This is a genomic window from Serratia marcescens (assembly GCF_029846115.1).
Taxonomy (GTDB): domain Bacteria; phylum Pseudomonadota; class Gammaproteobacteria; order Enterobacterales; family Enterobacteriaceae; genus Serratia; species Serratia marcescens_L.
In genome coordinates, this window is the sequence record NZ_JARVZZ010000001.1 from 4,719,362 (window position 1) to 4,743,452 (window position 24,091).

26 protein-coding genes, 1 pseudogene and 1 riboswitch are annotated in these 24,091 nt (G+C 61.4%); of the genes and pseudogenes, 21 read left to right on the plus strand and 6 right to left on the minus strand.

The features are described 5' to 3' along the window. Positions 1–277 precede the first annotated feature (277 nt). The 17 genes and pseudogenes from trhP (at position 278) to gutQ (ending at position 16,428) form a co-directional block, all read left to right on the plus strand. Complete coding sequence (gene trhP / locus QDT79_RS22560; RefSeq protein ID WP_063990505.1) at positions 278–1,630, plus strand: prephenate-dependent tRNA uridine(34) hydroxylase TrhP; 1,353 nt, start codon at positions 278–280, stop codon at positions 1,628–1,630. A 465-nt stretch (positions 1,631–2,095) separates the two neighbouring features. Next, a complete protein-coding gene (yegS, locus tag QDT79_RS22565) occupies positions 2,096–3,001 on the plus strand; it encodes a lipid kinase YegS (protein ID WP_063990506.1) in 906 nt (301 codons plus the stop codon). A gap of 169 nt (positions 3,002–3,170) precedes the next feature. After that, complete coding sequence (gene manD / locus QDT79_RS22570) at positions 3,171–4,385, plus strand: D-mannonate dehydratase ManD (RefSeq protein ID WP_063990507.1); 1,215 nt, start codon at positions 3,171–3,173, stop codon at positions 4,383–4,385. Between the two features lie 5 nt (positions 4,386–4,390). Continuing rightward, a complete protein-coding gene (locus QDT79_RS22575; RefSeq protein WP_080473415.1) occupies positions 4,391–5,407 on the plus strand; it encodes a Zn-dependent oxidoreductase in 1,017 nt (338 codons plus the stop codon). A 91-nt stretch (positions 5,408–5,498) separates the two neighbouring features. Beyond that, entirely contained in the window at positions 5,499–6,743 is a 1,245-nt protein-coding gene (locus tag QDT79_RS22580) for an MFS transporter (RefSeq protein ID WP_308317095.1), read from the plus strand. Further along, positions 6,715–7,005 (plus strand): annotated as a pseudogene (locus QDT79_RS22585) (mannitol dehydrogenase family protein); the annotation flags it as partial. The gene QDT79_RS22580 and the pseudogene QDT79_RS22585, both read left to right, overlap by 29 nt. Further along, positions 6,986–8,317 (plus strand): MFS transporter, encoded by a 1,332-nt coding sequence (locus QDT79_RS22590; protein WP_107227827.1) that lies wholly within the window; start codon positions 6,986–6,988, stop codon positions 8,315–8,317. The pseudogene QDT79_RS22585 and the gene QDT79_RS22590, both read left to right, overlap by 20 nt. Positions 8,318–8,415: 98 nt before the next feature. Continuing rightward, complete coding sequence (locus tag QDT79_RS22595; protein WP_308317096.1) at positions 8,416–9,102, plus strand: GntR family transcriptional regulator; 687 nt, start codon at positions 8,416–8,418, stop codon at positions 9,100–9,102. Positions 9,103–9,308: 206 nt separating this feature from the next. Continuing rightward, positions 9,309–10,358 carry a class I fructose-bisphosphate aldolase gene (fbaB, locus tag QDT79_RS22600; protein WP_033635553.1) on the plus strand — a complete coding sequence of 350 codons (1,050 nt, stop codon included), beginning with the start codon at positions 9,309–9,311 and terminating at the stop codon, positions 10,356–10,358. Positions 10,359–10,695: 337 nt separating this feature from the next. Then, on the plus strand, positions 10,696–11,223 hold the full coding sequence (locus QDT79_RS22605; protein WP_063990513.1) for a hypothetical protein: 528 nt from the start codon (positions 10,696–10,698) through the stop codon (positions 11,221–11,223). Between the two features lie 261 nt (positions 11,224–11,484). Further along, on the plus strand, positions 11,485–12,033 hold the full coding sequence (gene srlA / locus QDT79_RS22610; RefSeq protein ID WP_004941528.1) for a PTS glucitol/sorbitol transporter subunit IIC: 549 nt from the start codon (positions 11,485–11,487) through the stop codon (positions 12,031–12,033). 15 nt (positions 12,034–12,048) lie between these two features. Continuing rightward, positions 12,049–13,029, plus strand: a complete 981-nt coding sequence (srlE, locus tag QDT79_RS22615) for a PTS glucitol/sorbitol transporter subunit IIB (RefSeq protein ID WP_308317097.1) — start codon at positions 12,049–12,051, stop codon at positions 13,027–13,029. Between the two features lie 22 nt (positions 13,030–13,051). Beyond that, positions 13,052–13,414, plus strand: coding sequence for a PTS glucitol/sorbitol transporter subunit IIA (gene srlB / locus QDT79_RS22620; RefSeq protein WP_043138000.1), 363 nt, complete (start codon positions 13,052–13,054; stop codon positions 13,412–13,414). 10 nt (positions 13,415–13,424) lie between these two features. After that, on the plus strand, positions 13,425–14,204 hold the full coding sequence (gene srlD / locus QDT79_RS22625; protein ID WP_033648848.1) for a sorbitol-6-phosphate dehydrogenase: 780 nt from the start codon (positions 13,425–13,427) through the stop codon (positions 14,202–14,204). A 46-nt stretch (positions 14,205–14,250) separates the two neighbouring features. Further along, positions 14,251–14,607, plus strand: a complete 357-nt coding sequence (gutM, locus tag QDT79_RS22630; protein WP_033648849.1) for a transcriptional regulator GutM — start codon at positions 14,251–14,253, stop codon at positions 14,605–14,607. A gap of 83 nt (positions 14,608–14,690) precedes the next feature. Next, the gene (srlR, locus tag QDT79_RS22635) at positions 14,691–15,464 is read left to right on the plus strand and encodes a glucitol operon DNA-binding transcriptional repressor SrlR (protein ID WP_033635559.1); all 774 of its coding nucleotides are present in this window, start codon (positions 14,691–14,693) and stop codon (positions 15,462–15,464) included. Continuing rightward, the gene (gene gutQ, locus QDT79_RS22640; RefSeq protein ID WP_107227825.1) at positions 15,457–16,428 is read left to right on the plus strand and encodes an arabinose-5-phosphate isomerase GutQ; all 972 of its coding nucleotides are present in this window, start codon (positions 15,457–15,459) and stop codon (positions 16,426–16,428) included. Before srlR ends, gutQ begins: the two co-directional genes overlap by 8 nt. 39 nt (positions 16,429–16,467) lie before the next feature. On the opposite strand, the gene QDT79_RS22645 is transcribed toward gutQ, so the two are convergent. The 3 genes from QDT79_RS22645 to thiM all read right to left on the minus strand — a co-directional run bounded on the left by QDT79_RS22645 (position 16,468) and on the right by thiM (position 18,602). Next, entirely contained in the window at positions 16,468–16,926 is a 459-nt protein-coding gene (locus tag QDT79_RS22645; RefSeq protein ID WP_197796515.1) for an inhibitor of vertebrate lysozyme family protein, read from the minus strand. An 84-nt stretch (positions 16,927–17,010) separates the two neighbouring features. Next, complete coding sequence (gene thiD / locus QDT79_RS22650; RefSeq protein ID WP_308317099.1) at positions 17,011–17,811, minus strand: bifunctional hydroxymethylpyrimidine kinase/phosphomethylpyrimidine kinase; 801 nt, start codon at positions 17,809–17,811, stop codon at positions 17,011–17,013. Beyond that, the gene (thiM, locus tag QDT79_RS22655) at positions 17,811–18,602 is read right to left on the minus strand and encodes a hydroxyethylthiazole kinase (RefSeq protein WP_060423150.1); all 792 of its coding nucleotides are present in this window, start codon (positions 18,600–18,602) and stop codon (positions 17,811–17,813) included. Before thiM ends, thiD begins: the two co-directional genes overlap by 1 nt. 35 nt (positions 18,603–18,637) lie before the next feature. Then, positions 18,638–18,734, minus strand: a riboswitch (TPP riboswitch). A gap of 141 nt (positions 18,735–18,875) precedes the next feature. Here thiM and QDT79_RS22660 point away from each other — a divergent pair. Together QDT79_RS22660 and QDT79_RS22665 are read left to right on the plus strand one after the other, a co-directional pair. Next, positions 18,876–19,301: a GNAT family N-acetyltransferase gene (locus QDT79_RS22660; RefSeq protein ID WP_063990519.1), complete on the plus strand. Its 426-nt coding sequence runs from the start codon at positions 18,876–18,878 to the stop codon at positions 19,299–19,301. A gap of 101 nt (positions 19,302–19,402) precedes the next feature. Further along, entirely contained in the window at positions 19,403–20,083 is a 681-nt protein-coding gene (locus tag QDT79_RS22665) for a methyltransferase (RefSeq protein WP_063990520.1), read from the plus strand. Here the strand turns inward: QDT79_RS22665 and QDT79_RS22670 are convergent. Further along, a complete protein-coding gene (locus QDT79_RS22670; protein ID WP_063990521.1) occupies positions 20,060–21,289 on the minus strand; it encodes an MFS transporter in 1,230 nt (409 codons plus the stop codon). The two genes, QDT79_RS22665 and QDT79_RS22670, sit on opposite strands and share 24 nt — an antisense overlap. A 95-nt stretch (positions 21,290–21,384) precedes the next feature. Between QDT79_RS22670 and QDT79_RS22675 the strand changes: the two genes are divergently transcribed. Further along, a complete protein-coding gene (locus QDT79_RS22675; protein ID WP_033648951.1) occupies positions 21,385–21,834 on the plus strand; it encodes a winged helix-turn-helix transcriptional regulator in 450 nt (149 codons plus the stop codon). A 6-nt stretch (positions 21,835–21,840) separates the two neighbouring features. Here the strand turns inward: QDT79_RS22675 and QDT79_RS22680 are convergent, their stop codons facing one another. Together QDT79_RS22680 and QDT79_RS22685 are read right to left on the minus strand one after the other, a co-directional pair. Then, the gene (locus QDT79_RS22680; protein ID WP_063990522.1) at positions 21,841–22,101 is read right to left on the minus strand and encodes a DUF1158 family protein; all 261 of its coding nucleotides are present in this window, start codon (positions 22,099–22,101) and stop codon (positions 21,841–21,843) included. A gap of 55 nt (positions 22,102–22,156) precedes the next feature. Beyond that, complete coding sequence (locus tag QDT79_RS22685; RefSeq protein WP_063990523.1) at positions 22,157–22,537, minus strand: putative T6SS immunity periplasmic lipoprotein; 381 nt, start codon at positions 22,535–22,537, stop codon at positions 22,157–22,159. A 212-nt stretch (positions 22,538–22,749) separates the two neighbouring features. On the opposite strand from QDT79_RS22685, the gene rluF reads away from it, so the two are divergent. Beyond that, positions 22,750–23,619: a 23S rRNA pseudouridine(2604) synthase RluF gene (gene rluF, locus QDT79_RS22690; protein ID WP_063990524.1), complete on the plus strand. Its 870-nt coding sequence runs from the start codon at positions 22,750–22,752 to the stop codon at positions 23,617–23,619. Positions 23,620–24,091 lie beyond the last annotated feature (472 nt).

Below are 24,091 nucleotides of genomic sequence, written 5' to 3' on the forward strand. Positions count from 1 at the left end.
CGGCCACCGCGCGTTTTCCGTTTGACCGGGATCAATCTCCCCTGAATAAATCCGGTTAACTGCTGATTTCTTGCCGCGCTGCGGCTACAATCCCCCGCTTTTACTGCGCCATCTGGGGCGCGATATACCCACTGGCTTTCATACGGCAGCTAGGCGGCAAGTTCGTGAGTCTTCAGGCACTTGGTCAATCAAGTGACTGGAGTGAGCGAATGCAGCCAACAACGCTGCAATTCGAAAGACAGAGGTATACTGACCTGAAATCAGACCGAGACACACTATGTTTACACCGGAACTTCTCTCCCCGGCCGGAACGCTGAAAAACATGCGTTACGCCTTCGCCTACGGCGCCGATGCGGTTTACGCCGGCCAGCCGCGCTACAGCCTGCGGGTGCGCAACAACGAGTTCAACCACGAGAATCTGGCGCAGGGCATCAACGAAGCCCATGCGCTGGGCAAAAAATTCTACGTGGTGGTGAACATCGCCCCGCACAACGCCAAGTTGAAAACCTTCCTACGCGATCTGAAGCCGGTTATCGATATGGGTCCGGATGCGCTGATCATGTCCGATCCTGGCCTTATCATGATGGTGCGCGAGGCCTTCCCGCAGATGGACATCCACCTGTCGGTGCAGGCCAACGCCGTTAACTGGGCGACGGTGAAGTTCTGGAAGCAAATGGGCCTGACCCGCGTGATCCTCTCGCGCGAGCTGTCGCTGGAAGAGATTGCCGAAATCCGCGCCGAAGTGCCGGACATGGAGCTTGAGATCTTCGTCCACGGCGCGCTGTGCATGGCCTACTCCGGCCGCTGCCTGCTGTCCGGCTACATCAACAAGCGCGATCCTAACCAGGGTACCTGCACCAATGCTTGCCGCTGGCAGTACAAAGCGGAGGAAGGCAAAGAGGACGACACCGGCAATATCGTGCACCTGCACGAACCGATCCCGGTGCAGACCGTCGAACCGACGTTGGGCATCGGCGCGCCGACCGACAAGGTGTTCATGCTGTCTGAAGCGCAAAAGCCAGGCGAATATATGAGCGCCTTCGAAGACGAACACGGCACCTACATCATGAATTCCAAGGATCTGCGCGCCATCCAGCACGTGGAGCGCCTGACGCAGCTCGGCGTGCACTCGCTGAAGATCGAAGGCCGCACCAAGTCCTTCTACTACTGCGCACGCACCGCCCAGGTCTACCGCCGCGCCATCGACGACGCGGCCGCCGGCAAACCCTTCGATCCGACCCTGCTCACCACGCTGGAAGGCCTGGCGCACCGCGGCTATACCGAGGGTTTCCTGCGCCGCCACGTGCACGAAGCGCAGCAGAATTACGACTACGGCTCCTCGCTCTCCGAACGCCAGCAGTTCGTCGGCGAATTCACCGGCGTGCGCCGCGATGGCTGGGCGGAAGTTGACGTGAAGAATAAGTTCGCGCTCGGCGACAGCGTCGAGATGATGACGCCCGGCGGCAACGTGGTGTTCACCCTCGAAAGCATGCAAAATAAGAAAGGCGAACCGATTGAGGTAGCGCCAGGCAACGGCCATATCGTTTATTTGCCGATCCCGCAGGATATCGATCTCAATTATGCGTTGCTGATCCGCAATTTGGCGGAAGAAAATAGCGCCGGGGCATAAAAATGAATCGCCGCCATTCGGCGGCGATTTTTAGCAAATATTAGAATTGGATCACATCAATGTGCGCGCAGCTTGGTTACTATCACGCTGCTTAAAACGAACAACGAAAATATTTGCATAGCAATACTAGGAACCACCTCCTTAGCCGGCCCAATCTCCCTTGGGCTGGCTTTTTCTTTATGGGCACGCCTATTTTTTTGCCGCGCCTATTTCCATAACTTATTCCCGTTATCCGTTTTAATAATAATAATCACGCCGCTTCGATATATAAATAACGCTACAGCGATTAATCCTCCCGTCTTTAAAACCTGGCTTATTTCCGCGTAAGATTCAGATAAATTCGCCTTGCTTCATATTCACTGAACGCCGGGAAATAACCGGAATTAGTTGAATATTCTGATGGCCTGGTGGCGGCGGCTGGTTTATCTTGAGGCATTCTTGGTTTTCCGCCGGAGGAGATCGGCAATGCCTCAACACTCACATGCCCCAGCCCTGCTTATCATCAACGGCAAAGGCGCCGGTAACGAAGAGCTGCGTCAGGCGGTCAAACGCCTGCGCGCAGAGCAAATCACGCTGCACGTGCGCGTGACCTGGGAGCACGGCGACGCCGCGCGCTATGTCGCGGAAGCTGCACAGCTCGGCGTCGGCACCGTCGTCGCCGGCGGCGGTGACGGCACCATCAACGAAGTGGCCGCCGCGTTGGTGCAGTTGCCGGCGCACGGCCGGCCGGCGCTCGGTATTCTGCCGCTCGGCACCGCCAACGACTTCGCCATGGCCTGCAACATTCCCCCTTCGCCGGAACAGGCGCTGCAGCTGGCGATCAAGGGCCGCTCGGTGCCTATCGATCTGGCGAAGGTCAACGGCGAACGCTACTTCATCAACATGGCCACCGGCGGCTTCGGCACCCGCATCACCACCGAAACGCCGGAGAAGCTGAAGGCGGCACTGGGCGGCGTATCCTACTTCGTGCATGGCTTGCTGCGCATGGATACGCTGCAGGCCGACCGCTGTGAAATCCGCGGGCCGGACTTCCGCTGGGCGGGCGAGGCGCTGGTGATCGGTATCGGCAACGGCAAACAGGCCGGCGGCGGCCAGGAACTGTGTCCCAGCGCGCTGATCAACGACGGTCTGCTGCAGCTGCGCCTGCTGATCGCCGATGAACTGCTGCCGGCGCTGGTCGCCGCCCTGTTCAACGACGAAGAGAGCAACAGCATCCTCAGCGCGGCGCTGCCGTGGCTCGAGATCGACGCGCCGCATGAGATGACCTTCAACCTCGACGGCGAGCCGCTCAAAGGCCGCCATTTCCGCATCGAAGTGTTACCGCAGGCCATCGAATGCCGCCTGCCGCCTAACTGCGCCCTGCTGGGCTGACCTTGTCGGGCGCAGCCGCTGCGCCCCGCTTTTCCCCCCTCCGCTTATCCGCTTCCACTCGCGATCAAATGTGATCCTCTCCGGCAAAATCATTAATTCATACTTGTATGGTAGTTAGTTCATGACGTATTTTCGCGCTATCTCTCCGCAGCTACAGGATGTGAAGGTTATGAAAATCGTCAACGCCGAGGTGTTCGTCACCTGCCCGGGGCGCAACTTTGTCACGCTGAAGATCACCACCGATGACGGCATCGTCGGCCTCGGTGACGCCACGCTGAACGGGCGTGAACTGTCGGTGGCTTCTTACCTGAAAGATCACCTCTGCCCGCAGCTGATCGGCCGCGACGCGCAGCGGATCGAAGACCTCTGGCAATTCTTCTACAAAGGCGCTTACTGGCGGCGCGGCCCGGTGACCATGTCGGCCATTTCCGCCGTCGACATGGCGCTGTGGGACATCAAGGCCAAGGCCGCCAACATGCCGCTGTATCAGCTGTTGGGCGGCGCGTCGCGCTCGGGAGTGATGGTGTATTGCCACACCACCGGCCACTCGATCGACGAGGTGCTCGACGACTACGCCAAACATAAAGAGCAAGGCTTCAAGGCGATCCGCGTTCAATGCGGCGTACCGGGCATGAAAACCACCTACGGCATGGCCAAGGGCAAAGGCCTGGCCTATGAGCCGGCCACCAAGGGCGACTGGCCGGAAGAGCAGCTGTGGTCGACGGAAAAATACCTCGATTTCACCCCCAAATTGTTCGACGCGGTGCGCAACAGGTTCGGCTTCAACGAGCACCTGCTGCACGACATGCACCACCGCCTGACGCCGATCGAAGCGGCGCGCTTCGGCAAAAGCGCCGAACCGTATCGCCTGTTCTGGATGGAAGATCCGACGCCGGCGGAAAACCAGGCCTGTTTCCGCCTGATCCGCCAGCATACCGTCACGCCGATCGCCGTCGGCGAGGTGTTCAACAGCATCTGGGACTGCAAACAGCTGATTGAGGAGCAGCTGATCGACTATATCCGCACCACCCTGACGCACGCGGGCGGCATTACCGGCATGCGGCGCATCGCCGACTTCGCCTCGCTGTATCAGGTGCGCACCGGCTCCCACGGCCCTTCCGATCTGTCGCCGATCTGCATGGCAGCGGCGCTGCATTTCGATCTGTGGGTGCCGAACTTCGGCGTGCAGGAATACATGGGCTATTCCGAGCAGATGCTCGAGGTGTTCCCGCACAGCTGGACGTTCGACGACGGCTATATGCATCCGGGCGACAAGCCGGGCATCGGCATCGAGTTCGATGAGAAGCTGGCGGCCCGTTACCCGTATGAACCGGCCTACCTGCCGGTCGCGCGTCTGGAGGATGGCACCTTATGGAACTGGTAAACACTATGCGCAGCGTCGTGATCGAACAGCCCGGGCGCCTGACGCTGCAGACGCGCGCGCTGCCGCAGCCGGCGGCCGGCGAAGTGCGGGTCAAGGTGAAATTCGCCGGCATCTGCGGCTCCGACGTCCATATCTATCACGGCCATAACCCGTTCGCCCGCTACCCACGGGTGATCGGCCACGAGTTCTTCGGCCTGATCGAGGCGCTGGGCGAAGGCGTCGATCCGGCGCGCCTCGGCGAACGCGTCTCGGTAGACCCGGTGGTGAGCTGCGGCCACTGCTATCCCTGTTCGGTCGGCCGCCCTAACGTCTGCACCTCGCTGCAGGTGATCGGCGTACACCGCGACGGCGGCTTCAGCGACTACGCCTGCGTGCCGGCGCGCAACGCCTATCCGGTTCCGCCCGCCATCAGCGATCGCCACGCCGCGATGATCGAACCCTTCACCATCGCCGCCAACATCACCGCCCATCTGCAACCGCGCCCCGACGACATCGCGCTGATCTACGGCGCCGGGCCGATGGGGCTCACGGTGATCCAGACGCTGAAAGGCGTGTACGGCGTCAAGCAGGTGTGGGTCGTCGATCGCATCGCCGAGCGGCTGGACATGGCGCGCGCCAACGGCGCCGACGAGACGTTCAACAACGCCGAAGCCGCATTGCCGCAGGCGCTGCAGCAGCGTGGCATTCAGCCGACGCTGATCGTCGATGCCGCCTGTCACCCCACCATTTTGCCGGAGGCGATCAATCTTGCCTCGCCGGCGGCGCGCATCGGCATCATGGGCTTTTCCGGCGACGCCTGCACCCTGACCCAGCAGAGTATCACCAGCAAGGAGCTGTCGATCTTCTCCTCGCGCCTGAACAGCGCGCGCTTCCCGCAGGTGATCGGCTGGATGGCGGACGGCAAGCTAGACCCGCAGCGGCTGCTCACCCACTGCGTGCCCGCCGACGACGTCGAACGGGCGATGCTGATGTTCGAGCGGGATCAGCGCACCTGCTGCAAGGTGCTGCTGCAGTTCGAGTAACGCCAAGGCCGCATCGGGGCATTGGGCGGCACCCGCCGCCCGTGCAAACAACGAAGCATCACGATTAAAACGACACCCAGTGGAGTGCTTTATGTTTAAAAACCTGCGTTGGACCATCGTGTTCCTGCTGTTCATGGTCTACATGATCAACTACCTCGATCGCGTAGCGCTGTCGATCACCGTGCCGATGATCGAACAGGATCTGATGCTGAACGCCGAACAGTTCGGCCTGATCTTCGGCAGCTTCTTTTTCGGCTACGCCATCTTCAACTTCATCGGCGGGCTGGCGGTCGATCGTTTCGGCCCGACGCTGGTGCTGGGCGTAGCGGTCGGTCTGTGGTCCATTTTCTGCGGCATGACGGCGATCGCCACCGGTTTTTACTCGATGCTGATCCTGCGCGTCCTGTTCGGCATGGCCGAAGGGCCGATCTGCGCCTCGGCCAACAAGATGATCAACGGCTGGTTCCCGAAGAAGCAGGCGGCGACCGCCATGGGCCTGCTCAGCGCCGGTTCGCCGTTGGGCGGCGCGGTGGCCGGGCCGATCGTCGGCTATCTGGCGCTGGCGTTCGGCTGGCGGCCGGCGTTTATGATCATCTGCGCCATCGGCATCGTCTGGATGCTGGTGTGGTTCTTCGTGGTGGCGGATAACCCGGCGAAGAGCCAGCGCGTCAGCGCCGAAGAACGGGCGCTGATCGCGCGGTTGAAACAGGAAAACCTCGGCGAGGAAAGCGCGCTGAGCGACGCCGCCCACGGGCTGGGTTACTACCTGAAGCAGCCGATCATTCTGGTCACCGCCTTCGCTTTCTTCTGCTACAACTACATTCTGTTCTTCTTCCTGAGCTGGTTCCCCTCGTATCTGGTGCAGGCGCACAACCTGAACATCAAGGAGATGAGCCTGACCACAATGATCCCGTGGATCGTCGGCTTCGTCGGGCTGGCGCTCGGCGGCTATATTTCCGACAAAATCTTCAACATCACCGGAAAATTGCTGCTGTCGCGCAAGATCGTGCTGGTCACCAGCCTGCTGGCGGCGGCGGTGTGCGTAGCGTTAGCAGGCACTGTCAGCAGCGTGGTGCCGGCGGTGATGCTGATGTCAGTGTCGATCTTCTTCCTCTACATTACCGGCGCCCTCTACTGGGCGATCATCCAGGACGTGGTGCATAAATCCCGGGTCGGCGGCGCCAGCGGGTTCATTCATTTGATCGGCAGCGTCTCCGGCATCATCGGGCCGATCGTCACCGGCTACATCGTGCAGAACACCGGCAAATTCGACAGCGCCTTTATGCTGGCGGGCGGCGTCGCCGCGCTGGGTGCGCTACGTCGGCGGCCGCGATGAGCAAGGCGCGCCGATCGACATCAGCGATCCACTGCGCGACCCCATCGCCGCGTTGGTCGCCGGCAGCGAGGAAGGCCGGCCCCGCGTTCTGGCGCTGCTGCAGCTCGACAGCGTCTTCGGCCAGGATCTGCCCGACTCGCCTGACTTCGTCCGCGCCGTCAGCCACGCTTATCATCAACTGCTGAGCCTGGGGGCCAAAGCCGCCGTCGCCGCTCTGCCGCTTACCGACCGGGAGGTTTCCGATGACCGTCACCACGCATAACGCCGTCAATACCGGCAATCAACCGCTGCTGCGGCGCGTCGCCAGCGCTTCGGCCATCGGCACCGCCGCCGAATACTATGATTTCTTCGCCTACGGCACCGCCGCGGTGCTGTTCTTCGGCCAGCTGTTTTTCCCCAGCGCCGATCCGCTGATCAGCACGCTGGCGGCCTTCGCCACCTACGCGGTCGGTTTCCTGGCGCGTCCGCTGGGCGGCATCGTGTTCGGCCACATCGGCGACAAGGTCGGCCGCAAAAAGGCGCTGGTGATCACCATCCTGATCGTCGGCCTCGGCACCTTCTGCATCGGCCTGCTGCCCACCTATGAGCAGATCGGCATCTGGGCGCCGCTCGCGCTGATCTTTATCCGCGTGCTGCAGGGTTTTGGCGTCGGCGGCGAGCAGGCCGGCGCGGTGCTGATGACCGCCGAATACGCGCCGCCGCCACGGCGCGGCTTCTACGCCAGCTGGGTACAGATCGGCGCGCCCGCCGGTTTCCTGCTGCCATCGGGGTTGTTCGCGCTGCTGACCGCCGTGCTGTCGCCGGCGCAAATGCTGGACTGGGGCTGGCGCATTCCGTTCCTGCTCAGCCTGCTGCTGGTGATCGTCGGGCTGTTTATTCGCCTGAAGATCGACGAGTCGCCGGTGTTTACCCAAATCCGCGCCACCAAGGCGGTGGAGAGCCGGCCGGTGGTGGAAGTGGCCCGCCGCTACCCCGGCCTTATCGGCAAAGGGGTGTGCGCCAAGCTGATTGAAGCCTGCGCCTTCGCCATGTTCACGGTGATCGTGCTGGCCTACGGCAAAGCCAACCACCTCAACGAGACCATTCTTCTGGAGGCGATGATCGTGGCGGTGCTGCTGGAGATTTTCGCCATTCCGCTGATGGGCCGCCTCTCCGATCGGCTGGGGCGCAAACCGGTATACATCGCCGGCGCGCTGCTGCAGGTGGTGTGCATCGTGCCGTTCTTTATGGCGATCAACCTCGATAATTTCTGGGTGACGCAGATCGCCATGATCGTGGTGCTGACCTTCGGCCACAGCATGTGCTATGCGCCGCAGGCCTCCTACTTCCCGGAGCTGTTCCCCACCCGTGTGCGCTGCAGCGGCATCGCGCTGATCTGGCAGATCGGCTCGCTGATCGGCAGCGGCATTCTCGGGCTGTTGGCGGTGAAGATCCTGCAGGTGACCGGCGGCCACTACTACGGGCTGGCGGGTTACATGATGGTGCTGGGCGTGGTGTCGGCCATCGGCCTGAGCCTGATGCCGGAAACCGCGCCTGGGCGGCGCAAGCAGGAATATCAGGATTGGCATCACTGAGTTACCCTACCCGGCGGGTGGATTTATCCCCCCGCCCTCAACCAATAATCTGCTAGTATGGTGGCATTCGAATTCCAGCCAGATGCCTGATTGTCGCCATGTCTGAAACGTACAGTCTCACCAACAACGTCCCGGTCAACCAGCAGATCTATCGCTTCCTGCGCAAGGATATCGTCGACTGCACCATCCCCCCCGGCACCCTGTTGTCCGAGAAAGAGATTTCCACGCGCTTTTGCGTTTCGCGCCAGCCGGTGCGCGAAGCCTTTATCAAGCTGGCGGAGGCCGGCCTGGTGCAGATCCTGCCGCAGCGCGGCACCTTCGTGATGAAAATCTCCGCCAAGCGCGTGGCCGACGGGCGCTTTATCCGCCAGGCGGTGGAATGCGCCATCGTGCGCCGCGCGGCGGAGCGCACCACCCCGGCGCAGCTGATGACGCTGGAGCATAACCTGCACCGCCAGGCGCTGGCGGCGCAGAACGGACAGACACGCGAATTTCTGGCGCTGGACGACGAATTCCACCAGCTGCTGACCCAGTTCGCCGACTGCCCGCTGGCGTGGGAGACCATCGAAACCATCAAGGCCACCATGGATCGGGTGCGTTTCCTCAGCCTGAGCGAAGTCTCGCCGCCGGAGAGCCTGATCAAGCAGCACTACCGCATCTACAAGGCGCTGAAAGCGCGCGATGCCGAGGCGGCGGAGCGCGCCATCCACGATCACCTGCAGGAGATGATCTACTCCATCACCCCGATCGCCCTGCAAAACACCGAGTGGTTCGAGATCGAATAATCAATCGTTTAGCACGCCGGGGGCGATCGTCCCCGCGTATTTGGCCTCGCCAATGGCATTTCCTCTCAATCGCATCTATTGTTTGTCCTTGCCGGATCCAGTTCGGTAGTATCGCTTTACAGCTTCAATCACCGCTTTTTTACTGCGCCGGTGGTCAAAAACCCTTGCATTGCCGGTGTATGAAGAAGCTTAATCGGGAGTGAATCATGACTGATATTGTGCAGTTGCTAGGAAAGGAAGCGGAAGATCTGCTGCAACACCGCTGTACCACTATCCCCGCCGAGAATCTCTACCTGCCGGGCGACGACTTCGTCGACCGCGTAATGATCGATAACAACCGCCCCAACAGCGTACTGCGCTCGATGCAAACCCTGTTCAACCACGGCCGCCTGGCCGGCACCGGCTACCTGTCGATCCTGCCGGTCGATCAGGGCATCGAGCACTCCGCCGCCGCCTCGTTTGCCGCCAACCCGCTGTATTTCGATCCGAAGAACATCGTCGAGTTGGCGATTGAAGCCGGCTGTAACTGCGTCGCCTCCACCTACGGCGTGCTGGCGTCGGTATCGCGCCGCTACGCGCATAAAATTCCGTTCCTGGTCAAACTCAACCACAACGAAACGCTGAGCTACCCGACCCAGTACGACCAGACCCTGTATGCCAGCGTCGAGCAGGCGTTCAACATGGGTGCGGTAGCGGTCGGCGCCACCATTTACTTCGGCTCCGAGCAGTCACGCCGCCAGATCGAAGAGATCTCGATCGCCTTCGAGCGCGCGCATGAGTTGGGCATGGTCACCGTGTTGTGGGCCTATCTGCGCAACCCGGCATTCAACAAGGACGGCGTGGACTACCACTCCAGCGCCGATCTGACCGGCCAGGCCAACCACATCGCCGCCACCATCGGCGCCGACATCGTCAAACAGAAAATGGCGGAAAACAACGGCGGCTACCGCGCGGTGAAATTCGGCTATACCGACGATCGCGTCTACACCAAGCTGACCACCGATCACCCGATCGATCTGGTGCGCTACCAGTTGGCCAACTGCTATATGGGCCGCGCCGGGCTGATCAACTCCGGCGGCGCCGCCGGTGAGAACGATCTGCAGGAATCGGTGCGCACCGCGGTGATCAACAAGCGCGCCGGCGGCATGGGTCTGATCCTGGGGCGCAAGGCGTTCAAGAAATCGATGAAAGACGGCGTGGCGCTGATCAACGCCGTGCAAGACGCCTACCTGGACAAGAAGGTCACCATCGCCTGATGTGACGGACCACCTGTCCCAAAGCCCGGCTCGCCGGGCTTTTTTGTGCATCAAGGGAGGTCTTGACAAGGAAATAATGCAACCGAATGTATTTTATAAGCAAAAATAAGAATTAGTTTTTATTTAATATCCCTGGGCTTTTTTTATTCCAAATATGCGAAAGAGAACGACATAAATCATTAAAGATTGAAAGTTAGCCTTATCAAATTTCAAATTTCCCACCTTTTCCGAAAACACAAAAGGTTAGCGCATTAATAATTATTATAGTCTATTGTTATTTATGGACTTTTGACTAAGTTTTACGCTAATTAATCCACGTTTTTATGGTGGTGCTGTCATGAAAGTCAATATTCTCATCATCTCCCTGCTCATCCTTTCGCTATCGTCTTGCGCGCTCTTTAAATCTCCGGCCTCTAAGCATGAGTTGAAACCTGGAGAAACGTATTGGTTTGACTATGACTCAACAAGAAGCAGCGCCATTTATATTCCCGCAGACTCAAATATCAAGTACTGCGTGGCTCCACCGCCTGATGTCGCGCAGTCCGTTATTGCCGCGCTGAAAGCTGAAATGAGCACGGAACAAATTCAAAAAGTCAGTGGAGATGCAGGGTTCAGCACCGCCGTAGTCGATCTGGCTCGGCGCACCACCACGGTAAACTTTATCCGCGATACGTTGTATCGCGTCTGCGAAGCCAGACTACAAGGCCCGCTCACCGCTGCGGAAAAAGAAATTTTCCTGGCCGCGATAGCCGCCGCCAAAGATATGGCAATCGCTGAAAAAGACAAACAAAAGCAAGAACTGGCCCAAACGGCCGAAAGAAACGGTGCTTCCGTACAGACAATACAAAAGATTCTCGAGCAGTAACAGAAACAAACTAACAACGGCGATTTCCGTCAATCACCCTACCCAAAGCCCGGTTCGCCGGGCTTTTTTATGCCCGCCCCCCTAAAACCCGACGCCGACAACCTTCTCTTTCTTTCACTTTAAACTTTCAAAATAAAATATTTATCTTTCAAATTGTGATCTATTTAAAACAAATGGCCCAACAAAGTGACTACTGTAAGGCCCATGGCGACAGAGCCGCCGTTCGCTCCAGGCCATATCAGTCCATTACAGGAGAACATAATGATTGAGCTAATCACCCACGGCGCCGAGTGGTTTATCGGCCTGTTTCAGAAAGGCGGTGAAGTGTTTGTCGGCATGGTGACCGGCATTTTACCTTTGTTGATCAGCCTGTTGGTTATCATGAACGCGCTGATCAAATTTGTTGGCCAGGAACGTATCGAACGATTGGCGCAGCGCTGCGCGGGCAACCCCGTGTCGCGTTATCTGCTGCTGCCGCTGATCGGCACCTTTGTCTTCTGCAACCCGATGACCCTCAGCCTGGGGCGCTTCATGCCGGAGAAATACAAGCCGAGCTATTACGCGGCGGCCTCCTACAGCTGCCACTCGATGAACGGCCTGTTCCCGCACATCAATCCCGGCGAGCTGTTCGTTTACCTCGGCATCGCCAGCGGCCTGACCACCCTCGGCCTGCCGCTCGGCCCGCTGGCGGTGAGCTATTTCCTGGTGGGGCTGTTCACCAACTTCTTCCGCGGCTGGGTCACCGATCTGACCACCAGCCTGTTCGAACGCAAGATGGGCATCCGTCTGGATCGCCAGGTGCAACTTTAATTCGTGGAGTGCAGCATGAGTGCTTATATCCGTATTGAAAAAGGCGCCAGCGGCTGGGGCGGCCCCCTGGAGCTGCCGATAGAGCCCGGCAAGAAAGTGGTGTACATCACCGCCGGCACCCGGCCTTCCATCGTCGATCGCCTCAGCGAATTGACCGGCTGGCCGGCCGTCGACGGCTTCAAAGAGGGTGAGCCGCCGCCGGAAGAGATCGGGGTGGCGGTGATCGACTGCGGCGGCACCCTGCGCTGCGGCCTGTATCCGAAACGCCGCATTCCGACGGTCAACATCCACGCCACCGGCCAGTCCGGCCCGCTGGCGCAGTTTATCCTCGAAGACATCTATGTCTCCGGCGTACGCGACCACAACATCAGTCGAATCGAAGCGGCAGATAGCCAACCCGCCGCCACCGTTGCAGCGCCGCCCAAGGCGCGCGACTACGACACCAGCAAGAAGATTACCGAGCAAAGCGACGGGCTGCTGGCGAAGGTCGGCATGGGCATGGGATCGGTAGTGGCGGTGTTCTTCCAGGCCGGGCGCGACACCATCGACACCGTGCTGAAGACCATCCTGCCGTTTATGGCGTTCGTCTCGGCCTTGATCGGCATCATCATGGCCTCCGGCCTCGGGGACTTTATCGCTCACGGCCTGACGCCGCTCGCCAACAGCCCGATCGGCCTGGTGACGCTGGCGCTGATCTGCTCATTCCCGCTGCTGTCGCCGTTCCTCGGCCCCGGCGCGGTTATCGCCCAGGTGATCGGCGTGCTGGTCGGGGTGCAGATCGGCCTCGGCCATATTCCGCCGCAGCTGGCGCTGCCCGCGCTGTTCGCCATCAACGCGCAGGCCGCCTGCGACTTCATTCCGGTCGGCCTGTCGCTGGCGGAAGCCAAGCAGGACACCGTGCGGGTCGGCGTGCCCTCGGTGCTGGTCGGCCGCTTCCTGACCGGCGCGCCGACGGTGTTGATCGCCTGGGCCGCCTCGGCCTTCATTTATCAATAAGCTGATTTCCAGGGAGACGTTTATGCACACCATTTTTCACACCACCATCACGCAGATCGGTGGCTGCGCCCGCGACGCGCTGCTGGACAACATGCTGATCACCTTCCGTGAAGGCGCGCCGGCGGATATCGAAGAGTTCTGCTTCATCCACCGCCACGGCGCGACCGCCGGTGAGCTGCAGGTCGGCGGCGTGATGGAGCTGGCGCAGCAGCGCTACGCCATCACCGCCGTTGGCAGCGTCGCCACGCAGAACCTGCGCGAGCTGGGCCACATCACCGTACGCTTCGACGGCGAAGCCGAAGCCGAATTCCCCGGCTCGATCCATGTATCCGGCCCGACGCCGACCGATATCCCGTTGGGCAGCACGCTGTCATTTTTCGCATAAGGAGTAGACCATGTCTGAAGTAGCTGTAGTGATTGGCGGCGGCCAAACGTTAGGCGCCTTTTTGTCCCACGGGCTGGCGCAGGCCGGTTATCGGGTAGCGGTGGCCGATCTGAACGCCGACAATGCCAATCAGGTGGCACAGCAGATCAACGAAGCGTTTGGCGCAGGCAGCGCCTGCGGTTTTCAGGCCGACGCCACCGACGAGCAGAGCGTGATCGCGCTGGCGGCGGCGGTTGACCGGGCGTTCGGCCAGGCTAATCTGCTGGTGTACAGCGCCGGCATCGCCAAGGCGGCGCCAATCACCGATTTCCCGCTGGGCGACTTCGATCGCTCGCTGCAGGTGAACCTGGTGGGTTATTTCCTCTGCGCCCGCGAGTTTTCGCGCCTGATGATCCGCGACGGCATCGCCGGGCGCATCATTCAGATCAACTCCAAGTCCGGCAAGGTCGGCAGCAAGCACAACTCCGGTTACAGCGCCGCCAAGTTCGGCGGTGTGGGGCTGACCCAGTCGCTGGCGCTCGATCTGGCGGAGTACGGCATTACCGTGCATTCGCTGATGCTCGGCAACCTGCTGAAGTCGCCGATGTTCCAGTCGCTGCTGCCGCAGTACGCGCAAAAACTGGGCATCGCGCCGGACCAGGTGGAGCAGTACTACATCGACAAGGTGCCGCTGAAGCGCGGCTGCGACTACCAGGACGTGCTGAACACCCTGCTGTTCTACGCCAGCGACAAGGCCTCTTACTGCACCGGCCAGTCGATCAATATCACCGGCGGTCAGGTGATGTTCTGACGCCATCGACGCCCCCTTCGGCGGAAGGGGGCCTAAGGAGAACCCCATGACTCAAGCTCTGATCGCCTTCGCGCTGCTGGCCTGGCTGCTGCAAATCGCCTTTGGCTGGTGGCAACTGCAGCGCTTCAACCGTGCCTTCGATGGCCTGTGCCGGCTGGGCGCCGTCGGCGTCGGCCGTTCCGGCGGCCGTTTCCGCCCGCGAGTGGTGCTGGCGCTGGCCTTCGACGCCGATCGGCGGGTGTGCGGCAGCCTGTTGCTGCGCGGCCTGACCGTCTTCGCCCGGCCCCGCCCACTGCCTCGATTGCACGGTTTGCATCAGCGGGATTTGCGCCCGGATGTGATCTTCCCCGAGGATCGCGCATGCCAGTCTGCACTATCGTTAGCGATTGAACCCAAATCGTGATATTTTCACATTAAAAGACATTACCTTTCATAGTGAATTATTCAGCGAGGGGAAATGCCCAACTCTTGTGAACGGGAATCGCGATGAAACCAAAGCAGCGGCAGGCCGCTATCCTTGAATATCTGCAGCGGCATGGCAAAACGGCAGTGGACGCCCTGGCCGAGCATTTCTCCACCACCGGCACCACCATCCGCAAGGATCTCACCCTGCTGGAAGAAGAAGGCGAGGTGATCCGTACCTACGGCGGCGTGGTGCTCAGCCGCGACGACGGCGATCAGCCGATCGACCGCAAAACCCATATCAATACCGAGAAAAAACGCCACATTGCCAGCGCCGCCGTGGCGCTGATCGCCGACGGCGACTCGCTGATCTTCGATGCCGGCAGCACGGTGCTGCAGATGGTGCCGCATCTGGCGCAGTTCAATAACATCACGGTGATGACCAACAGCCTGACCATCGTCAACGCGCTGGTGGAGCTGGACAACGATCAGACCATCCTGATGCCCGGCGGCACCTACCGCAAAAAATCGGCCTCGTTCCACGGCAGCCTGGCCGAATCGGCGTTTCAGCAGTTCAGCTTCGACAAGCTGTTTATCGGCGCGGACGGCGTCGATCTCAACGCCGGCGTCACCACCTTCAACGAAGTGCACAACGTCAGCAAAGCGATGTGCGAAGCCGCCGGCCGCATTATTCTGTTGGTAGACTCCTCGAAATTCGGCCGCAAGAGCCCGAACGTGGTGTGCGAACTCAGCGCCGTCGACACGCTGATCACCGACCGAGACATCAACCCCGATTACCTCGCCGCCCTGCAGGCGAAAGGCATCAATATCCTTCTGGTAGGAGACCCCGATGAGTAACGCCAACGCCCTGCTCGCCTTCGCCCGCGAAACGCTGGAGATCGAGCTAACCGAAGCGCAACGCCTGCTGGCGCGCCTGGACGACAACTTCGTCTGCGCCTGCGAACTGCTGCTGAACTGCCGTGGCAAAGCGGTGATTTCCGGCATCGGCAAATCCGGTCATATCGGCAAGAAAATCGCCGCATCGCTGGCCAGCACCGGCACGCCGTCGTTCTTCGTGCACCCGGCGGAAGCGCTGCACGGCGATCTCGGCATGATCGGCGCCGACGACGTGGTGGTGTTCATCTCCTACTCCGGCCGCGCCAAAGAGCTGGATCTGATCCTGCCGCTGCTGGCGGAGAACGGCATTCCGGTGATCGCCATCACCGGCGGCAAGGAGTCACCGCTGGCGCTGGCCGCGGCCTGCATGTTGGATATCGGCGTCGAGCGCGAAGCCTGCCCGATGGGGCTGGCGCCGACCTCCAGCGCGGTCAACACCCTGATGATGGGCGATGCCCTGGCGATGGCGCTGATGCGCCAGCGCGGTTTCAACGCGGAAGATTTCGCCCGCTCGCACCCGGGCGGCAGCCTGGGGGCGCGCCTGTTGAACCGCGTGCATCACCTGATGCGCACCGGCGATCGCCTGCCGCGCGTGAGCGAAAGCGCCAACGTGATGGAAGCGATGCTGGAGCTGAGCCGCACCGGGCTCGGGTTAGTGGCGGTCTGCGACGCGCAGCAGCGGGTGGTAGGCGTGTTTACCGACGGCGACCTGCGCCGCTGGCTGGTGAAGGGCAACAGCCTGCAGGATCCGCTCAGCCCGGCGATCACCCGCCCCGGCTATCGGCTGCCGGAGCAGTGGCGCGCCGGCGAGGCGCTGGAAGCGCTGCACGAACAGCACATCAGCGCGGCCCCGGTGGTCGATATGGACGGCGTGCTGGTGGGGGCGCTCAACCTGCACGATCTGCATCAGGCCGGCATCGGCTGATCAACGCCGGGGGCGCCATCACCGGCGCCCCCGGTCAGATCATTTCCAGTCAGGATTGTTCTCGAACTGCTGCTTCAGCAGCGCCTTCATGTCGTCATCCGGCTTGCCGAGCCACTGATACTTGGCGTATTTCTTCGGATGATCGACGGCTTCCGGCCGGTCTTCCACCGCCACCCGCACGCCCCAGGCCTGGGATTTGTCCGCGCTGAACGCCACGATCAAAAAGTTGTTGCCGCAGTCGTGCGGTTTGCACAGGTTGCCGACCAGATACTCTTTGCCCTTCCAGTTCAGATTCTGCGCCGGCGTTGAGGTGCCGACGCCCTTACGCGCCCAGCCCGGCATCCGCGCCTGGCCTTTCACCATGTTTTGCCAGCTGGCCTGATACCCCGGCTGCTGAATCAAATCCGACGTGGTGACGATCTGCTGGGCAAAGCTGCCCGCGCTGAAGCTGAGCAGTGCGCCGAAGAGGGCGCAACGCAGCGCCTGGTGTCCCGTCATAGTCCTTCTCCCTAGGTTAAATCAGGTTTCGCCCGTCAAACCGGGCCTGAACTAGTCAGACCACGGCTGCGGCAAAAAGTTGACTCACCACCAGGCGTGAAAATGATGCACCGGCCCGATGCCATGCCCCACCTCCAGCGTGTCCGCCTGTTGCAGCGCTTGTTGCAGGTAGTCCTTGGCGGCGGCCACCGTGGCCGCCCAATCGGCATGGCGCGGGCGCAGCGCCGCCAGCGCGGCCGAGAGCGTGCAACCTGTGCCGTGGGTGTGGCGGGTGGCGACGCGCGGCGCGGTAAAGCGCTGCTCGCCTTCTGCGGTAAACAGCCAGTCCGGGCTCTCGCTTTCGCTCAGGTGGCCGCCCTTCATCAGCACCGCCCGGCAGCCCATCGCCAGCAGCGCCCGCCCCTGCTCGCGCATCTGCGCTTCATCTTCCGCCGGCGCGCACGCCAGCAGCGCCGCCGCTTCCGGCAGGTTCGGCGTAATGATCGATACCAGCGGCAACAGCTCGCGCCGGATAGACGCCACCGCCTCCGGCGCCAGCAACGGATCGCCGCTTTTCGCCAGCATCACGGTGTCCAGCACCACGAACTCCGGCCGGTAATGGTGCAGCCGTTCGGCCACCGCCTGCACGATGTCGGCGTTGGCCAGCATGCCGATCTTGACGCTGTCGATGCGCACGTCGCTGAACACCGAGTCCAGCTGCGCGGCGACGAACGCCGGATCGATGTAATACACCGACTGCACGCCGCGGGTATTCTGCGCCACCAGCGCGGTGATCACCGAGGTGCCGTAGGCGCCAAGCGCCGAGAAAGCCTTCAGATCGGCCTGAATGCCGGCCCCGCCGCTGGGATCGGTGCCGGCGATGGTCAGGGCGTTAATGCGTTTCATCACAGATCCTCCCCGCGCAGCTGATACAGGGCATCGAGGAACGCCGGCGTAAAGCTGCCCGGCCCGCCGGCCTGTCTGGCCGCGAGACCGCCGCAGTGGGACATCACCCGGCAGGCAGTCGCCACGTTGTCCAGGCGATCGCCCGGCAGGGCGCAAAACGCCGCCACGACCGCCGACAGCGCGCAGCCGGTGCCCACCACCCGCGTCATCAGCGGGGAACCGCCTTCGATCGCCCAGTCACGTTGGCCGTCGGTGACGTAATCCACCGCGCCGGTGACCGCCACCACCGCGCCGCTGCGCTGCGCCAGCTCACGCGCGGCGGGCAATGCCGCCAGCGAATCGTCGCCGCTGTCCACGCCGCGGCCGCTGGCCAGCAACCCGCTGAGCGCCATGATTTCCGAGGCGTTGCCGCGTATCGCCGCCGGTTTCTCGTCCAGCAGCTGTTTGGCGAAGGCGGTGCGGTAGGAGAGCGCGCCGACCGCCACCGGATCCAGCGTCCAGGGCTTGCCGGCCTGATTGGCGGCGGCCACCGCCGCCCGCATCGATTCGGCGCGCAGCGCATTGAGGGTGCCGACGTTGATCAGCAGGCCGTCGGCCAGCGCGCTGAACTGCGCCGCCTCTTGCGGCTCCACCACCATCGCCGGGGAGGCGCCGAGCGCCAGCAGCACGTTGGCGGTCAGCGATTGCACCACTTCGTTGGTCAGGCAGTGGATCAGCGGAGGCCGCTGTTGGAATTGGGTCAGACAGGCCGCGGCGCGCGCGCCGGGTAGTGCATCAGGTCGAGCGATCATATTCCTCCCAACCGGCGTTCAAGAAGGCGGCGCCGGCTGGGCGGCCGTGACTTCCCTACGCTGGCATTATCCAGATCAGGTAATACGGGTATTTCTCAGCCTTCACGTAGAAGGGCACCCCGAGTCATGAAAATCAATAGGTTGTGATCAACGTTGAGTTAATCCCTGCAGGGGATCATGCCAGCGGCGGCGTGGACAAACAAGCGAATAAATTGCCCGGCGGGCATACGCCGCGCAATGCGCTATAGTGAGCACAAACCACCGGGAGATGCCATGCAGATAAGACCCTACCAAGAGGCCGATCGCCCCTTCCTGCGCACGCTGTACCTGGCGTCGCGCAAGGCGGCGTTCGGCTGGCGCGATACCTCAAACTATCAGTTGGAAGATTTCGACGGCGCGACGCTGGGCGAAGCGATTTGGGTGGCGGAAGACGGCGGCACGCTGCTGGGATTCGTCTCCGTCTACCGCGAAGATAACTTCATTCATAACCTGTATGTCGATCCCCATCAGCCACCGCGCGGCGTCGGCAGTGCGCTGCTGCAGGCAGCGGAAGCTACCTTCACCGCCACCGGCTCGCTGAAATGCCTGGTGAAGAATGAAAAGGCGCTGGCGTTCTACCGCAAACACGGCTGGCGCATCATCTCTACCGGCAACGACGGCGAAGAAGATTATTACCTGATGCATTCGCCGGCCCGCTAACGCCGCCTTTCCCGTCACAGAACTCATTAATGATAATGGATTTCATTATCAGTTAAGCATACCCTTCTTTGTCTCTCTCGATGAACTCTGCAAGGAAGGTTATGCAACATCAAACGGATACTCGCTTCCCCGATGCCGCGGCGGCGGACTACGATCGCCGTATTCTGACCCTGGTGCCCGGCTATCAGTTTGCTCAGGCGCTGCTGACGGCGACGCTCGCGCAGACGCTGCCGAATGACGCCACGCTGTTGCTGGCCGGTTGCGGCACCGGCAGCGAACTGTCGGCGCTGGCCGCCGCCAACGCCAGCTGGCGTTTCAGCGCCGTGGAACCCTCCGCAGGCATGCTGGCGGCCGCGCGCGCCAAGGCTGAAGCCGCGGATTACGCACAACGGGTGAGCTTCCAGCCCACCTTGCTGCAACAAGCGCCGCAAACCCGCCACGACGCGGCGGTGTGCTCATTGGTGCTGCACTTTATCGCCGACGATGGCGCCAAACTGGAATTCCTGCAGCAGCTGGCGCAGCGCCTCTCCCCCGCCGCACCGCTGCTGCTGTTCGACTATCAACCGGAGGGCCTGCCCGCCAGCCACTACCAACACTGGCTGCAAAGCGCCGGGCATTCGGCGGCGCAGGCGCAGGAGGTGATCGAACGCACACGCCGCAACTGGCACCCGATGGCGGCGGCGCGCAGCCGTCTCCTCCTGGCGGAAAGCGGCTTCACCGCGCCTCAGCAGTTGTGCGGTGCGCTGGGCTTCCAGCTTTCACTGCTCCACCGCCGTCGATGAGCCCGGCATGCCGCGCAGCGTCAGCCGCCAAAACAGCAGCGCGCTCAGGCTGACGCCTGCCCCCAGCCAGCAGACGCCGCTCCAGCCCGCCCAGGCGTACATATGGGTGCCGGCAAAGGCACCCAGCCCGCTGCCGACGGCGTAAAACAGCATGTAGCAGCCCACCAGCCGGCTGTGCGACTGCGGGTGCGCGCTGAAGATCATGCTCTGGTTCAGCACGTGGATCGCCTGGCCCGCCAGATCCAGCAGCACGATGCCCGCCACCAGCCAAACCAGGCCGCTGCCGAGCAAACCGAGTGGCAGCCAGGCCAGCGTCAACAGCAGCAGACACACGCCGCTGGCCGCCTGCCCCAGCCCGCGATCCGCCAGATGCCCGGCGCGCACCGCCGCCAGTGCGCCCACCGCGCCGACCAGGCCGAACGCCCCCACCGCGGCATGGCTGAAGTTGAACGGTGCCTGGCTCAGCGGCAACACCAGCGAACTCCAAAAGAGGCTGAAAGCGCCGAACATCAGCAACGCCAGCATGCCGCGAATTTGCAGCGTGCGGTCATGCAACAACAGGCTCAACATCGAACGCAGCAGCGCGGGATAACTCAGCGCGCTGGGAGCGGTACGCGGCGCAGGCAGCAGGCGCGACAAGATCGGCAGCAATACCAGCGTCACTCCGGCAGAGAAGAAGTACACCGTGCGCCAGCCGCCAACGTCAGCCAGCGTGCCGGACAGGGTGCGCGCCAGCAGCAGCCCCAACACCACTCCGCCCTGCGCCGCGCCGACCACCCGCCCGCGCTCCTGCGGCGCCGCCAGGGCGGCGGCGAAAGCGATCAGCCCCTGCGTCATGGCGGTGCCCAATAAGCCTACCAGCAACATCCCCGCCAGCAGCCAGGGCGCGCTGTGCGCCCAGCCCACCAGCAGCAACGCGCCGATCAGCCCCAGCTGTTGCCCCGCCAGCAACCAATGCCGGTTCAGCCGATCCCCCAACGGCACCACCAACAGCAGCGCCAGCGCGCAGCCCAGTTGGGTCACGGTGATTACCATGCCGACCGCCGCCAGGCTGATGGAAAAATCATGGGCGATGGCGTCCAGCAGCGGCTGCGCATAGTAAACGTTGGCCACGCTAAAGGCGCTGGCGGCGGCCAACAGCAGCACCAGGGGGGCCGGCAGGCGCCCCAGCACCACACAGGAGGGATCCAGCAGTTTGTCGCTCATTGCACACCTCAATCTGGTTTCATTATTAAACCCAATGAACTTTAGGTGTAGAGGTTTTATAATGCAACCAGAATATGCAGCTGGAGATAACCGTCGTGAAACGTAAAAGCCTGGAAGACGCGCCGTGCCCGGTGGCGCGCACGCTGGATGTGATTGGCGACTGGTGGTCGCTGCTGATCGTGCGCGACGCCTTCGACGGCGTCACCCGCTTCAGCGAATTTCAAAAAGGGCTGGGGATGGCGAAGAACATCCTTGCCACCCGGCTGCGCGCGCTGGTGACGCACGGCGTGCTGGAGATCGTGCCCGCCGCCGACGGCAGCGCCTATCAAGAATATGTGCTGACCGAGAAAGGCCGCGCGCTGTTTCCGGTGATCGTCGGCCTGCGCCAGTGGGGGGAAGATCATCTGTTCGCCGAGGGAGAGGCGCACTCAACGCTGGTGGAAAGCGACAGCGGCCGCCCCGTCCCGCGCCTGACGCCGATCGGCAGCGCCGGGCAGACGCTCACCCCGCTGAATACCCGGGTGGTGAAGGTGGAGGAACGGTGATGAGAGTTAGTGGCGGTACCCGCAGCTCACCCGCTGAAAAACCTGGCGGATAAAGAGCCATTCCAGACACCCGGCCAGCAGATAAACCGCGCCAAAAACGAGCGCACCAAACCATTCCGTATCGTTAAAATGGAAAAACCCACTGGCGTCAATCAGCCAAGCGGTTTGGTTCTGGTTTAGCCTGGGTACAGGAAAAAGCTTTATTGTCAGCACAGCCAGCCCAACAACAGCCAATGCGTTAGCGAGCAACAGGGCAAATTTTTTCATAGCCTTTCATTCTACAACCTAACGCAGTCCAACAAACTGAACCTAAGAACATGCGTTAATGGTTAACCCTCAGGTTGCCCCGTTCGTCGGAGACAACCATAAATACGGCGGTAATCAAATGCGAACCTTCGGGTGTCTGTATATCGTAGGCGACGGAATAGCGCTTCCCTGGCCGAAAAGCATAGTCGAATACCGGCATGCACCTCCCCGGCTCAACGAAGAAAACGTCATTATCGATAGCTTTAATGAGCTTAACGCCTGATTCGCTATAAATCTGAACGAAGCGGATATTATCCCCCGCCTTCATAGAAGAAAGAATGCAGACATGGTTATCTTTGGCAGTGACGACGGCGGGGAAGCGCGGAATCAGCTTATCGCCAGGCCCCGGACAGCCGACCAGGAAGCAGGCCGTGAATAGAACCACATATTTTTTCATGCTACCCATTCCTTATACGCGGCTCTGTATATCGCAGAGGCTCCCTACCGACTAATGCTCACTCATCGCTGTCTGAATTGTTTTATTATCCTAACCCGCTTAAAAAAAGAATCTATACCTTAACGTCTAACGTGAATCACGGCCGGAAGCCTTAACGATTCGCTTCGCAGCGTCATCCGGGTAATGTATAGTCCGCGTTTTACGGAGATCCCATGCTGACTAACTCATCCATTCGTCTGAACAAATACATTAGCGAGAGCGGTATCTGCTCACGCCGCGACGCCGATCGATACATCGAACAGGGCAACGTTTTCATCAACGGTAAACGCGCCACCGTTGGCGCTCAGGTATTTGCCGGGGATGTGGTGAAGGTTAACGGTCAGTTGATCGAACCGCGCAATGAAGAAGATCTGGTGCTGATCGCGCTGAACAAGCCGGTCGGCATCGTCACCACCACCGAAGACGGCGAGCGCGACAACATCGCTGACTTCGTCAACCACAGCAAACGCATCTTCCCGATCGGCCGTTTGGACAAGGATTCACAGGGGCTGATCTTTCTGACCAACCACGGTGACCTGGTCAACAAGATCCTGCGCGCCGGCAACAATCACGAGAAAGAGTATCTGGTGACGGTCAACAAGCCGGTGACCGACGAGTTTATTCGCGGCATGGGCGCCGGCGTGCCGATGCTGGGCACCGTGACCAAAAAGTGCAAGGTGAAGAAAGAGGCGCCTTTCGTGTTCCGCATCACGCTGGTGCAGGGGCTGAACCGCCAGATCCGCCGCATGTGCGAACACTTCGGCTACGAGGTCACCAAGCTGGAACGCACGCGCATCATGAACGTCAGCCTGAAAGGCTTGCCGCTGGGCGAATGGCGCGATCTGACCGATGACGAGCTGATTGAACTGTTCAAACTGATTGAAGGCTCCTCGTCCGAGGCCAAGCCGGCGAAGAAGGCCCCAGCCAAACCTGCCGCGGCGAAAAAGCCGAGTGCCGGCGGCCCGAAAGGCGCCGACAAAGCCGCTGCGCCGGCCGGCCGCAAGCGCTTTACCCAGCCAGGGCGCAAGAAAAAAGGGCGTTAACCCCCGCTCGTTCTTCTCGCCAAGCCCGCCATTGCGCGCAATGCTGATCAGTTAGCGTTTTTCTGCAGGCGTTCGTGACATTTTCGGTCGATAAAAGTGAGATGCCCCATGTGGCTCACGCACCTCGACCGAGCCAGGGGCCGAAGGCGCGCCCCCTGGCAACCCGCGCCTTTGCCCTATCAGACGGTTGGCTTTGCCAACGTTACTCAGCCCATCCCTGGGCCTCGCCCCTTCGGGGCCGCTGCAAGCAGCGTTCAAATCTGCTCCAGGCAGATTTGTCCTCTCTCCGCCATACCGCATTGAGGCCGGTTGCGACAGGCGTCCCTGCCTGTCTCACCTGAAACCGCCATCCATGGCGGTTTCGCCTAATGCGCTATGCCTGCGTTCGGCGTCTTCAAGGGCGCCCAACACCGCGCTCATCTCCAACTTCTCTACCACAACCTCATAAGCGACAGATTTCCCGGTAGCAGCC

Excerpts from the sequence above, each read along its gene's own strand:
- srlE (WP_308317097.1), top strand. The coding sequence starts at position 12,049 with ATGAGTGCTTATATCCGTATTGAAAAAGGCGCCAGCGGCTGGGGCGGC.
- thiM (WP_060423150.1), bottom strand. The coding sequence starts at position 18,602 with ATGATCGCTCGACCTGATGCACTACCCGGCGCGCGCGCCGCGGCCTGT.
- srlD (WP_033648848.1), top strand. The coding sequence starts at position 13,425 with ATGTCTGAAGTAGCTGTAGTGATTGGCGGCGGCCAAACGTTAGGCGCC.
- srlB (WP_043138000.1), top strand. The coding sequence starts at position 13,052 with ATGCACACCATTTTTCACACCACCATCACGCAGATCGGTGGCTGCGCC.
- thiD (WP_308317099.1), bottom strand. The coding sequence starts at position 17,811 with ATGAAACGCATTAACGCCCTGACCATCGCCGGCACCGATCCCAGCGGC.
- gutQ (WP_107227825.1), top strand. The coding sequence starts at position 15,457 with ATGAGTAACGCCAACGCCCTGCTCGCCTTCGCCCGCGAAACGCTGGAG.
- QDT79_RS22605 (WP_063990513.1), top strand. The coding sequence starts at position 10,696 with ATGAAAGTCAATATTCTCATCATCTCCCTGCTCATCCTTTCGCTATCG.
- QDT79_RS22645 (WP_197796515.1), bottom strand. The coding sequence starts at position 16,926 with ATGACGGGACACCAGGCGCTGCGTTGCGCCCTCTTCGGCGCACTGCTC.
- fbaB (WP_033635553.1), top strand. The coding sequence starts at position 9,309 with ATGACTGATATTGTGCAGTTGCTAGGAAAGGAAGCGGAAGATCTGCTG.
- trhP (WP_063990505.1), top strand. The coding sequence starts at position 278 with ATGTTTACACCGGAACTTCTCTCCCCGGCCGGAACGCTGAAAAACATG.
- QDT79_RS22670 (WP_063990521.1), bottom strand. The coding sequence starts at position 21,289 with ATGAGCGACAAACTGCTGGATCCCTCCTGTGTGGTGCTGGGGCGCCTG.
- gutM (WP_033648849.1), top strand. The coding sequence starts at position 14,251 with ATGACTCAAGCTCTGATCGCCTTCGCGCTGCTGGCCTGGCTGCTGCAA.
- rluF (WP_063990524.1), top strand. The coding sequence starts at position 22,750 with ATGCTGACTAACTCATCCATTCGTCTGAACAAATACATTAGCGAGAGC.
- srlR (WP_033635559.1), top strand. The coding sequence starts at position 14,691 with ATGAAACCAAAGCAGCGGCAGGCCGCTATCCTTGAATATCTGCAGCGG.
- QDT79_RS22590 (WP_107227827.1), top strand. The coding sequence starts at position 6,986 with ATGACCGTCACCACGCATAACGCCGTCAATACCGGCAATCAACCGCTG.
- QDT79_RS22575 (WP_080473415.1), top strand. The coding sequence starts at position 4,391 with ATGCGCAGCGTCGTGATCGAACAGCCCGGGCGCCTGACGCTGCAGACG.
- QDT79_RS22580 (WP_308317095.1), top strand. The coding sequence starts at position 5,499 with ATGTTTAAAAACCTGCGTTGGACCATCGTGTTCCTGCTGTTCATGGTC.
- QDT79_RS22595 (WP_308317096.1), top strand. The coding sequence starts at position 8,416 with ATGTCTGAAACGTACAGTCTCACCAACAACGTCCCGGTCAACCAGCAG.
- yegS (WP_063990506.1), top strand. The coding sequence starts at position 2,096 with ATGCCTCAACACTCACATGCCCCAGCCCTGCTTATCATCAACGGCAAA.
- QDT79_RS22680 (WP_063990522.1), bottom strand. The coding sequence starts at position 22,101 with ATGAAAAAATTTGCCCTGTTGCTCGCTAACGCATTGGCTGTTGTTGGG.
- QDT79_RS22685 (WP_063990523.1), bottom strand. The coding sequence starts at position 22,537 with ATGAAAAAATATGTGGTTCTATTCACGGCCTGCTTCCTGGTCGGCTGT.
- QDT79_RS22660 (WP_063990519.1), top strand. The coding sequence starts at position 18,876 with ATGCAGATAAGACCCTACCAAGAGGCCGATCGCCCCTTCCTGCGCACG.
- srlA (WP_004941528.1), top strand. The coding sequence starts at position 11,485 with ATGATTGAGCTAATCACCCACGGCGCCGAGTGGTTTATCGGCCTGTTT.
- QDT79_RS22665 (WP_063990520.1), top strand. The coding sequence starts at position 19,403 with ATGCAACATCAAACGGATACTCGCTTCCCCGATGCCGCGGCGGCGGAC.
- manD (WP_063990507.1), top strand. The coding sequence starts at position 3,171 with ATGAAAATCGTCAACGCCGAGGTGTTCGTCACCTGCCCGGGGCGCAAC.